The organism is Veillonella parvula (assembly GCF_945949885.1).
GTDB classification, from domain to species: Bacteria; Bacillota; Negativicutes; order Veillonellales; family Veillonellaceae; genus Veillonella; species Veillonella parvula_B.
Genome location: NZ_CAMFFZ010000004.1, coordinates 80,990 through 92,461 on the forward strand (window position 1 = coordinate 80,990; position 11,472 = coordinate 92,461).

The window sequence follows — 11,472 nt, forward strand, 5'->3', positions numbered from 1 at the left end:
TATCCTCCTTTTTAATAGTTAAGTAGTAACATTGTCTATTGCCCTCCTAAGTTGGCAATGGACGTAAATAAGGGATACATAACAGATACAACTAATACGGCTACACCAATTCCCATTACAGTTAGTAGAATCGGTTCCAACAATCGTTCTAAACGAGCAATATATTTTGAAAGTATAGATTCATAGTAGTATCCACAGTGGTTTAACATTTTTACTAATTCGCCACTCTCTTCTCCAATGGAGATCATTTGCCATATAAAAGGATTTCCTATCTGACCACTACGCAAACTTTCTTCAAATGAGTGTCCTGATAATAACTTTGCTTCCACCTGTTCACTACATTCAGCACCATATATATTCCCCCACAAAGGGCGAGTGATATTCATGGTGTGAATAATAGAGATACCAGAATCTAGTAAGAGAGCCCAAACTTTTAACATGCTCGTATAATACACACAAGTACTCCATTGGTATCGGTGAGCCAATAACCAAAGCCAACGATGTACTTTACACTTTATACTATGTTGTTTATAAGCAAATGCTAATGAACCTATTACAACACAATGTATAGCTATTACCATTAGAGGATACGATTTTAACCCTTGTCCTAATACAAATAGAGCTCGCGTCATCAAAGGTAATGTAATATGCATAGTGGTAAATACATTTTCAAATGAAGGAATAATAAACAAAATGGTGACTAGAAAAAATATATTCATCATTAAAAGAAGAAATAAAGGGTAAGAAATAGCACTTATAACCTTTTGTTTCAGCTGCCTCTCCCAATCATAGTGACGGGATATATATTGTAAACTTTCACCCAAGGTGCCCGCTGCTTCACCACTTTCTAGTAAAGCCAAAGCAATAGGAGGACATCCTTCACTTCGTAAAGCTTGTGATAAAGTCTGACCACGCTCTATAGATTCATATAAAGCTGTATAGAGTAGTCCTCGTTTCCCCTGGCAGAGTAACTGTAAGGCACGCCGTAATGGAACACCAGATTCAATGAGTAGACCTAATTGATAAGTCACATCTACCACCATAGTATGATTCCATTTATGTTTCTTTTTTTCATCCTGCAACGATATCCTATAAATTTTATAGCCATCTCGTTTTAACCGTATTGCAATTTCCTGTTCTGAGTCACCCCACATCAAACCTTTTTCTGTTTTATCTTGATTATTTTTTACGACATATTCATAAGCCTCCATATATCCACCTACGATAATTGTTGATCAAGCAAGGTATGTAATTGTTGTTGAGCTCCATATTGTGCCTTTACATCTCGCACAGCCATTTCTAATGTTTTCATTGGTAGTTGTGTTTCTTGGATAGAAATGATTTGTGGTTCCTTATGGGTCCGTATCAAATTTGCTACTGCATGGGTATTTAGCAAAATATCACGAATAGTAATGAACTTTTTATTCCATCGAAGTAAACGCTGACATATAACGGCCCGTAACACTTGAGATATTTGATTGCGTACCTCTTCTTGTTGCTCCCCAGGAAACAGAGAAATCATGCGATGAACAGCCATCACTGCACGCTGTGTATGCATGGTCGCCATTACAAGGTGACCAGTTTCTGCCGCATGAAGTGCCGCTTCAAGGGTTTCTCGATCTCGAAGTTCGCCTACCATAATGACATCCGGATCCTCTCGTAAAGCATCTCGAATACCATCTGACATAGTATTGATATCAGCACCTAATTGTCGTTGATGGATCAAAGACTTATTAGGTGCAAACTCAAATTCTATGGGATCCTCTAAGGTAATAATGTGACGCTCCATAGTCTGATTAATATAATCAATACAACAAGCTAAGGTAAAACTTTTACCACTGCCTGTAGGTCCACAAACAAGCAATAGACCATCATGTGCTTCACATAATTTTTGTAGCAGTTGCCCCTCACTATTGTCATCTAACTTTAGTTGTTGATGACAGAGTAATCGCAATGTACCACATATAGTCTGATTAGCTCGATATAGATGAATACGGATCCGCACACCACAACAGGAACAAGCCTCATCAAGCGACTGCCACTCATAGGAGGCTATACCACAACGGCGCAAGATATCCTCGATTAATTCTGTAGTACACATAAACGAAGTAGCCTTTAATCCATCACCATGTCGCAAATAGATAGGCTGCCCACATTGTAGATGAATATCTGTTGATGATAATTGTATTGCCTTTTCTACAATAGTTTCTAAACTTTCACTCTTACAACATAAGTCCACAACGATGCACCTCCTCTATAGATGTAACATGCTGAGATACGGCCTCACGAGCAGACTCTTCTAATGACAATAATAAATGTTTTTCTAATTGGTCCCAATGAGCCAAATTAGCAGGTATTTCTAAATATTCAAATAAAGCAGTCCGTCCTTGATATACTGTACCATCGAATTTTCGTACTAGCCGTTGTGCAATAGCTCCCATTAATGTCGCCCGTATTAAATACGGCTCTACGCCCATATCCATGAGTCGTGTTACAACGCCTATAGCTGTATTGGTATGTATAGTAGATAATACGCGATGCCCCGTTAAAGCAGACTTAACGGCTAACTCTGCGGTCTCCTTATCCCTAATTTCACCAATCATAATCGTATCTGGATCTTGCCGTAATACAGACCGAAGACCTTTGGCAAAGGTAAAACCAATCTTTTCATTGATACCAATTTGGATAGCCCCTTTTATTTCAGCCTCTACAGGATCTTCGAGACAGATTAACTTTGTTTCCTCTAGATTAAGCATGCGTAACATGGCGTATAAGGTGGCTGTCTTACCACTGCCAGTTGGCCCACAGATAAGCAACAAGCCATAAGGACGTTTCAATAATTGTGCAATATGCTCAAAAATATCTGTTCGCATCCCTAGCTCTTTTAAATCTTTATGGCTTCCTTCATTCCCCATAAGGCGACATACTAAGGTTTCTCCGTATAGGCTAGGCAATGTAGACACACGCATTGTTACAGACTTATCTTTATGACTCCAAGCCCAACGACCATCTTGTGGTAAACGCTTCTCGCTAATATCTAGAGAACTACATACCTTGATGCGGTTGATAATGAGTTCAGCCTCCTCAAATGATACAGTCATGTAATGTTGCAGCAGTCCATCTTGTCGTAACCGAACATGAGCACCACTTTTAACGGGATCAAAGTGGATATCGCTTACATGGTGTTCTAAGGCATACAAGATAATATCGTCTAATGTTACGTCTACATACATGGTCACCTCCAATACCTTGCGGTATGTTTTTACCTCACACTAGCGTATGGCGTTATAGGTTTCGACATCAGCCTCTAAATCCCTCTTTTATTTTTAAAAATCCACGAAGCGAAAACTTTTCTATTTTTAGACATACAAAAAGGCGCCCCGAAGGGCGCCCTTATTGGTCTTTTAGCTAAGACGATTTTTATTTTAAGTTATAGAAAACGTCATTACCTTTATATTGTGCTGTTTCGTATAACATTTCTTCAATACGAAGCAATTGATTGTATTTAGCTACACGTTCAGAACGAGCTGGTGCACCAGTCTTAATTTGACCAGCATTTACAGCTACAGCAATATCAGCGATAAAAGTATCTTCTGTTTCGCCAGAGCGGTGAGATACTACACATGTATAGCCTGCGCGTTTAGCAAGTTCCATAGCATCGAAAGCTTCAGTGAGGGTACCAATTTGATTAACTTTTACAAGAATGGAGTTACCTACACCAAGTTCAATACCACGAGCCAAACGTTTTGTATTAGTTACGAATAAATCGTCACCAACGAGCTGTATGCGATCGCCAAGACGATCTGTTAACAATTTCCAGCCTTCCCAATCTTCTTCAGCAAGGCCATCTTCGATGGATACGATTGGATATTTGCCTACTAGGTATTCGTAAAAATCTACCATTTCAGCTGCTGTTTTAACTTTACCTTCCCCAGCAAGGTTATATTTACCGTCTTCAAAGAATTCAGATGATGCAGAATCAAGTGCCAATTTGAAGTCTTTACCAGGTTCATAACCAGCAGTTTTGATTGCTTCACAAATTACCTCTAATGCTTCTTCATTAGATGCCAAGTTTGGAGCAAAACCACCTTCATCACCTACTGCAGTGCTAAGACCTTTGCTATGAAGTACGGATTTCAAGGTGTGGTATACTTCTGCACAACTACGGAGAGCTTCTGCAAAGGATTCAGCGCCAACAGGCATAATCATGAATTCTTGGATATCTACGTTATTGTCTGCATGAGCGCCACCGTTCAAGATATTCATCATAGGAACTGGTAACTCTTTAGCATTGAAACCACCAAGGTATACAAATAATGGCAAGTCCAAAGATTCAGCTGCTGCACGAGCTACTGCCATAGATACGCCAAGAATTGCGTTTGCACCAAGGTTAGATTTATTATCTGTACCGTCAAGTTGCAACATCAAATTATCGATTGCCACTTGTTCTGTAGCGTCATAACCGATAAGAGCAGGACCGATTTTAGCATTTACATTATCGATAGCTTTTAAAACGCCTTTACCTAAGTAACGAGATTTGTCACCATCGCGTAATTCTACGGCTTCAAACATACCTGTGGAAGCACCAGATGGAACAGCTGCTGTGGCAATAGTGCCATCTTCTAAACATACTTCAACTTCAACTGTTGGATTACCGCGGGAATCTAAAATCTCTCTTGCAATGACTTGTTCAATTACTGCCATTTTTTCACCTCATAAAATCTAATAGATTAGTTGTCTTCTGACACCCCTTATATATATTGAGCTATATCATACATATAGTTAACTCTAATTAACCAGAAATATAGTGAAAATTCTATATTATGCTTTATGTACTAAACTATGTCCTGTCATGGCTGTTGGTTGTTCTATACCAGCCAAGTCTAATAATGTAGGCGCAATATCACATAGTTTACCAGCTTCTAATGTAGCTGTTTTAAGTGTGTCGCTCATTAAAATTAAAGGAACTAAATTCGTAGTATGTGCCGTATGCACCTTACCGGTTTCATGGTTGACCATAAGCTCAGCATTGCCATGGTCTGCTGTAATCAACAGATGACCATTTTTGCTGCGAATAGCCTCTACAATACGACCCAAACAAGTATCTACAGCTTGAACTGCTTTAACAGCGGCTTCAAAGCTACCCGTATGACCGACCATATCTGGATTAGCAAAGTTCAAAATGATCATATCATACGTTTCATCTTGAATTGCTTGTACAACCTTATCGGTCACTTCATAAGCGCTCATTTCTGGCTGTAAATCATAGGTTGCCACTTGAGGGGATTTTACGAGAATGCGGTCCTCACCTTCAAAGGGTTCCTCTTCACCGCCATTGAAGAAATATGTAACATGAGCATACTTTTCTGTTTCCGCAATACGCAATTGGCGATAACCACCTGCACTTAGAACTTCACCTAATGTTTCAGATAATGTATCCTTTTCATACACAATATGTACGGGCAAACCATCCTCGTATTTTGTCATAGTTGCCATATATATAGATAGTGGCTTCCGTTTAAAGCCATCAAAATCAGGTAACACTAATGCTTTTGTAAGTTCACGACCACGATCTGGGCGGAAGTTACAGAATATAACCGCATCTCCATCTTTGATAGTCCCTGCAGCATCAATCACCGTAGGAAGTACAAACTCATCTGCCGCATCTCTATCGTAAGATTGTTGCACCGCTTCACATGCAGATTTAGCTATTTCACCTTGACCATGTACAATGGCATTGTATGCCAATTCAACGCGGTCCCAACGATTATCGCGGTCCATTGCATAATAGCGACCACTAACTGTAGCAATTTTGCCACAGTTGAGCTCTGCCATATACGCTTCTAAGTCCTTTAAATAGCCTTGTGCACATTGCGGAGCTACATCACGACCATCGAGCAAAGCATGGACATACACATGCTCGATCCCATTATCATGAGCCCCTTTAATGACTGCCTTAATATGATCTAAAGAGCAATGCACATTGCCATCTGAAACTAGGCCTATAAGATGTAAGCTTTGCTTCTTAGCTACTTCGTATAGTTCCTTCATTACAGGACGATTATAAAACTCACCGGACTCAACATCCTTAGTAATACGAGTCAAATCTTGATACACGATGCGACCAGAACCAAGATTTAAATGGCCAACTTCAGAGTTTCCCATTTGACCTTCTGGAAGGCCTACCGCAAGTCCGGATGCTTCTAATGTTGTATGTGGATACATATCCCATAATCGATTAAAACAGAGCGGCTTCGCCTGTACTACAGCATTGGTTGTGTCTGATTTATCCCCCAAGCCAAAGCCATCTAGGATGACTAGCATTACGGGAGCCTCTAATTTAGCCATTTGTAACCTCATATTAAGCGCTTACTTGGTTTGCAGCTTTAATAATATCAATAAATTCATCGACCACTAAGGATGCACCACCTACGAGAGCACCGTCAATATTAGGCTCTCCAAGAATTTCTAATGCATTTTCTGATTTAACGCTACCACCATACTGGATGCGTACTGCATCAGCAGTTTCATTATCATATAGAGATCGAATGTAATTGCGAATTTCTTTACATACCTCTTCAGCTTGATCAGCCGTTGCTGTCTTGCCAGTACCGATAGCCCAAATTGGTTCATACGCAATAATCAATTGGCTGACTTGCTCTTTCGGAATATCAGCCAAAGCCCCTTTAAGTTGTGATGTAATCCAGTCAATCGTATGACCAGTTTCACGTTGTTCTAAACTTTCACCAACACAGACAATAGGATTCAAATTATGATGAAATGCACTTTTAATTTTTGCATTAACGGTCTCATCTGTTTCACCATAATATTCACGGCGCTCAGAGTGACCGATGATTACATAATTAACGCCTACCTCTGTAAGCATAAGTGGTGAAATCTCACCAGTAAACGCACCAGCATCATGATAATCCATAGTTTGTGCACCTACTTCCATAGCTGTATTTTTCGTCAATACTACAGCACGTTCGATGGCTGTGAAAGGCGGACATACAACTACATCACAGAACAATTCCATATCTTGTAACACGCTGTTAAACGCTTCGATCAGAATTGATCCAGACGCAATGGTGCCATTCATTTTCCAATTCCCTGCAATAATGGGTTTTCTCATATTATGCCTCAGACAATGCAGCAATACCTGGTAGGATTTTGCCTTCTAAGAACTCTAAAGATGCACCGCCACCTGTGGAGATGTGGCTAATTTTATCTGCTAAGCCACTTTTTTCAATGGCTGCCACAGAGTCGCCACCGCCAACGATAGTCATCGCATCGGATTCAGCTACAGCTTTCGCTACTGCATTCGTACCAGCTGCAAAGTTTTCCATTTCAAATACGCCCATAGGACCATTCCAAATAATAGTCTTCATTGGCGCCAATGCCTCTATATAAAGTTCGCGTGTTTTAGGCCCAATATCTAATACCATCCAGCCGTCTTCGATTTGATCAACGTCTACAATTTTAGTATTAGCATCGTTGCTGAAAGCATCTGCTACTACAGCATCGATAGGTGTTAATAATTTAGCACCTGCTACGCGAGCTTCCATAACAAGGTCTGTAGCGATAGCTTCTTGGCCTTCTTCAAATAAAGAGCTACCAATGTTGCATCCTTGTGCTTTAATGAACGCATTAGCCATGCCACCGCCGATAATCATTACATCCACTTTAGGCAAAAGGTTAGAAATAACAGAAATTTTATCTGTTACTTTTGCACCACCAATGATTGCCGCCATAGGTGTTTTAGGATGTACTACAGCTGCACTTAATGCTTCAATTTCTTTTTTGAGCAAGAAACCTGCTACCATAGGAATATAGTCAGCAATACCAACTACGGATGCTGCATTACGGTGAGAAACACCAAACGCATCATTGATAGCAACATCTGCAAGAGCTGCCAATTGCTTAGCAAACTCAGGGTCGTTTTTAGTTTCTTCGTTGTGATAACGCAAATTTTCAAGCATCAATACATCGCCAGGTTGTAATGCATTTACGGCTTCTTCAACCTTAGGGCCAATACAGTCATCTACGAATGCTACAGGCTTGTTGATAAGGTCAGATAAATGCTTAGCACATGGTGCCAAAGACATTTCTGATTTGCGTTCCCCCTTAGGACGACCAAAGTGAGAAGCAAGGATAACCTTTGCCCCTTTTTCGATTAAGTAATTGATAGTAGGTAATGCACTACGAATACGAGTGTCATCAGTGATGACACCGTCTTTCATAGGAACATTAAAATCAACACGAACAAATACTGTTTTATTAGCTACTTGTAAACCTTCAATTGTTTGTTTCATTAAAGCCTCCTGATTATAAGCCTTTGCTTGCTACAAATGCGGCCATATCGATAAGACGTTCGGAGTAACCCCATTCGTTATCATACCAAGAAACAACTTTTACCATATTGCCATCCATAACCATTGTTAAATCAGCGTCAACAATGGAGCTACGTGGATCGGAGCTAAAGTCACAAGATACTAATGGCACATCAGATACACCTAAGATACCTTTTAATTCGCCAGCAGCTGCTTTGCGGAATGCTTCATTGATTTCTTCTTTAGTAGCAGGTTTTTCAAGTTCGCAAACAAGATCTGTAGCAGATACGTCTGGAGTTGGAACGCGCAATGCGAAGCCATCTAATTTACCTTTTAATTGAGGCAATACTTTAGCAACAGCTTTTGCTGCACCAGTAGTTGTAGGAATGATAGACATAGCTGCTGCACGAGCACGGCGAGGGTCTTTATGACGTGCATCAAGAATTTTTTGGTCATTAGTATAGGAATGAATTGTTGTCATCATGCCGCGTTTAATGCCGAATTCATCGCATAATACTTTAGCGAATGGAGCCAAGCAGTTTGTTGTACAAGATGCATTGGAGATAATGTGATGTTTTGCAGGATCATACATATCTTGGTTAACACCCATAACCATAGTTAAGTCTTCATTTTTACCAGGTGCAGAGATCAATACTTTTTTTACAGTAGGTTGATTCAAATGAACCTTTGCTTCCTCTGCATCACGGTATTTACCAGTACATTCCATAACAATTTCTACGCCTTCTTCAGACCAAGGCAATTTAGAAGCATCACGATCATGGAATACACGGATTTTTTTACCATCAACATAGATATTTTCTTCGTCAAATGTTACTTCATTAGGAATTGTACCGTGTACGGAATCATATTTTAACAATAATGCAGCACCTTCATTATCGCCAGTTGCATTAATTGCCACTACATCCACATCAGGATTATTAATCGCTGCGCGAACTACACATTTACCGATACGACCAAAACCGTTAATACCAACTTTTACTGCCATTGTTAAATCCTCCTAATAACAAAAATTTTAACCAAATTTCAAACTAAAATTTATAACTACTAATTCGCCTATAAGGCAGAAATTTGTAACAATTGACGCATCCCCTCCGCTGCTTGCTCATCAATTATGAGTATACCTTTTTGACAAGCTCGCATCACACCTATAATAGCATTCGCTTTTTCTTGTCCACCAGCTACAGCAATAACATTGGGAACCTTTACTACATCGGGAAGTGATAAACCAATATTATTAGTAGAATAAATTAACTTACCCTCAATGTCACAATATTGACCAAGTGCTTCACCTACCGCATGATTATCTATCAACTGCTTACGCACATCATCAGCAATATGGCGCTGATCTGCCATGCGCATTGCAGTACCAATACCAAATAATAGTACGTCAGTCCTACTAATGAGATCTCCAATTTCTTTAATTTGCGGTTCACAAGTCATGAGCATATGTAATGAGTCTTGTGAAAGTCCATCAGGTAAATGGAGCATCTTATAGGACCCGCGAAGTCTTTCAGCTAACACAGAAGCGATTACATTAGCTTGGTACTCCACTACCTCACCAACGCCACCCCGGGCAGGTACAACAATAGGATTAAATGGTAATACTGGCATCTCTTCAGCTACTGCAGCCATTGTACTGCCACCACTGATGGCAACTACAGAGTCAGGCTCTAATAAATCCTGTAATAGCTTTGCTGCTGCAAAACCTAACTTTTTAACCATCAAGGTTCCTTCAGTAGGAGTGATGATAACCCTATCGATATGAAGTGCTTCAGTCAATCGATGTTCTAGCTCGTTAATACGATCTAGCTCATTTAAAAAATTTCGCAACTTTGGAACAATTGCATGTCCCTCATCAGTGAGAAAAATCCCTGGTTTATAAATGTCTACAAGACCATTAGCACGCATTAACTCAATATGACTTCGTACGGTTCGCTCAGAAAGGTCCGTTGCAGTAGCTAATGTCCTACGGCCTATAGGCTCTTCATAAACAAGGTGGTTTAGTATTTTGTATCGCTCCTTCAATACGCTAACAATTTCAGGAACAATACGTTCACATATCATTAGAAATTCGTTCATCGGGTCCCTCCTTTACCCGTTTGGATTGCATGAATCGTTTTTCGTCCCATGTGAACAAAATCCGTCCCACCTAAAATAAAAAAATACTTTCACACTTGTATTGTATACCTTATGTAAATTTTATTCAACCCTAAATAAGAGAAAACGACATACGCCTTAGATGATTTGTTATTATTTCAAATCTAATAATATGTCGTCATGTCCTCTTATTATATTTTAATATGTCGTTTTACTTTATTGTATTTTATTTTGTACCGAAGATACGGTCACCTGCATCACCTAAGCCAGGCAAGATGTAACCATGATCATTAAGCTTTTCATCAAGTGCTGCTACATAAATAGGTACATCAGGATGTTCTTTATTTACAGCCTCTACACCTTCAGGAGCAGCCACTAAGCACATTAACTTAATATGCTTAGCTCCTTTTTCTTTTAACAATGTAATAGCTGCTGCTGCACTCCCTCCAGTAGCAAGCATTGGATCAGTTACGATGAAGTCACGTTCGCCTACGTCAGATGGTAGTTTACAGTAGTATTCTACTGGTTTCAAAGTTTCAGGATCACGGTACAAACCGATATGACCAACTTTTGCAGTTGGAATTAAACTAAGCATACCATTTACCATACCTAGACCAGCGCGAAGAATTGGAATAATACCCAATTTTTTACCTGCAATTCGTTTGCCAGTCATTTTAGTTAATGGTGTTTCTACCTCCACATCCTCAAGTGGTAAGTTGCGTGTAATTTCATACCCCATCAACATAGTAATTTCATCAAGTAGTTCTCTGAAATCTTTAGAGCCTGTTTGTACGTCACGCATCAATGTAACTTTGTGTTGAATCAATGGATGTGTCATAACATTAACTTTCATGACTGTCCTCCTATAAAACAATATACATATCCCATTCTAGCTATTAACTATCATATTTACTCTATCACAGATTAGAAAATCATGCCATAAAAATATTAAAAGGGATGTGCCGAGGGTCTAGAGTAGTCAAACATTTGTGACACAGCCTATGCAGCATGAGATAAGAAATAC

The 11,472-nt window shown here is 39.6% G+C and carries 10 protein-coding genes; all 10 read right to left on the bottom strand.

Annotated elements, in window-relative coordinates; translation table 11 throughout:
- Nucleotides 1-35: 35 nt before the first annotated feature.
- The 10 genes from Q7O55_RS02500 to upp all read right to left on the bottom strand — a co-directional run bounded on the left by Q7O55_RS02500 (nucleotide 36) and on the right by upp (nucleotide 11,301).
- Entirely contained in the window at nucleotides 36-1,211 is a 1,176-nt protein-coding gene (locus Q7O55_RS02500; RefSeq protein ID WP_303928050.1) for a type II secretion system F family protein, read from the bottom strand.
- Between the two features lie 8 nt (nucleotides 1,212-1,219).
- Complete coding sequence (locus tag Q7O55_RS02505) at nucleotides 1,220-2,239, bottom strand: type IV pilus twitching motility protein PilT (RefSeq protein WP_303928052.1); 1,020 nt, start codon at nucleotides 2,237-2,239, stop codon at nucleotides 1,220-1,222.
- Entirely contained in the window at nucleotides 2,223-3,233 is a 1,011-nt protein-coding gene (locus Q7O55_RS02510) for a GspE/PulE family protein (protein ID WP_303928054.1), read from the bottom strand. Before Q7O55_RS02510 ends, Q7O55_RS02505 begins: the two co-directional genes overlap by 17 nt.
- Nucleotides 3,234-3,420: 187 nt before the next feature.
- Nucleotides 3,421-4,704 carry a phosphopyruvate hydratase gene (gene eno / locus Q7O55_RS02515; RefSeq protein WP_303928055.1) on the bottom strand — a complete coding sequence of 428 codons (1,284 nt, stop codon included), beginning with the start codon at nucleotides 4,702-4,704 and terminating at the stop codon, nucleotides 3,421-3,423.
- 117 nt (nucleotides 4,705-4,821) lie between these two features.
- Nucleotides 4,822-6,348, bottom strand: a complete 1,527-nt coding sequence (gpmI, locus tag Q7O55_RS02520; RefSeq protein ID WP_303928057.1) for a 2,3-bisphosphoglycerate-independent phosphoglycerate mutase — start codon at nucleotides 6,346-6,348, stop codon at nucleotides 4,822-4,824.
- A 13-nt stretch (nucleotides 6,349-6,361) separates the two neighbouring features.
- The gene (gene tpiA / locus Q7O55_RS02525; protein ID WP_303928059.1) at nucleotides 6,362-7,132 is read right to left on the bottom strand and encodes a triose-phosphate isomerase; all 771 of its coding nucleotides are present in this window, start codon (nucleotides 7,130-7,132) and stop codon (nucleotides 6,362-6,364) included.
- Nucleotide 7,133: 1 nt separating this feature from the next.
- Complete coding sequence (gene pgk / locus Q7O55_RS02530; RefSeq protein ID WP_303928061.1) at nucleotides 7,134-8,312, bottom strand: phosphoglycerate kinase; 1,179 nt, start codon at nucleotides 8,310-8,312, stop codon at nucleotides 7,134-7,136.
- A 13-nt stretch (nucleotides 8,313-8,325) separates the two neighbouring features.
- A complete protein-coding gene (gene gap / locus Q7O55_RS02535; protein ID WP_303928063.1) occupies nucleotides 8,326-9,336 on the bottom strand; it encodes a type I glyceraldehyde-3-phosphate dehydrogenase in 1,011 nt (336 codons plus the stop codon).
- A gap of 68 nt (nucleotides 9,337-9,404) precedes the next feature.
- Nucleotides 9,405-10,430 carry a sugar-binding transcriptional regulator gene (locus tag Q7O55_RS02540; protein WP_303928065.1) on the bottom strand — a complete coding sequence of 342 codons (1,026 nt, stop codon included), beginning with the start codon at nucleotides 10,428-10,430 and terminating at the stop codon, nucleotides 9,405-9,407.
- A gap of 244 nt (nucleotides 10,431-10,674) precedes the next feature.
- Nucleotides 10,675-11,301 (bottom strand): uracil phosphoribosyltransferase, encoded by a 627-nt coding sequence (gene upp, locus Q7O55_RS02545; protein WP_008601199.1) that lies wholly within the window; start codon nucleotides 11,299-11,301, stop codon nucleotides 10,675-10,677.
- Nucleotides 11,302-11,472 lie beyond the last annotated feature (171 nt).

Bases quoted from the DNA above. Each gene is read 5' to 3' on its own strand.
- Q7O55_RS02500 (WP_303928050.1), bottom strand. From the start codon at position 1,211: ATGGAGGCTTATGAATATGTCGTAAAAAATAATCAAGATAAAACAGAA.
- Q7O55_RS02510 (WP_303928054.1), bottom strand. From the start codon at position 3,233: ATGTATGTAGACGTAACATTAGACGATATTATCTTGTATGCCTTAGAA.
- eno (WP_303928055.1), bottom strand. From the start codon at position 4,704: ATGGCAGTAATTGAACAAGTCATTGCAAGAGAGATTTTAGATTCCCGC.
- gpmI (WP_303928057.1), bottom strand. From the start codon at position 6,348: ATGGCTAAATTAGAGGCTCCCGTAATGCTAGTCATCCTAGATGGCTTT.
- tpiA (WP_303928059.1), bottom strand. From the start codon at position 7,132: ATGAGAAAACCCATTATTGCAGGGAATTGGAAAATGAATGGCACCATT.
- pgk (WP_303928061.1), bottom strand. From the start codon at position 8,312: ATGAAACAAACAATTGAAGGTTTACAAGTAGCTAATAAAACAGTATTT.
- gap (WP_303928063.1), bottom strand. From the start codon at position 9,336: ATGGCAGTAAAAGTTGGTATTAACGGTTTTGGTCGTATCGGTAAATGT.
- Q7O55_RS02540 (WP_303928065.1), bottom strand. From the start codon at position 10,430: ATGAACGAATTTCTAATGATATGTGAACGTATTGTTCCTGAAATTGTT.
- upp (WP_008601199.1), bottom strand. From the start codon at position 11,301: ATGAAAGTTAATGTTATGACACATCCATTGATTCAACACAAAGTTACA.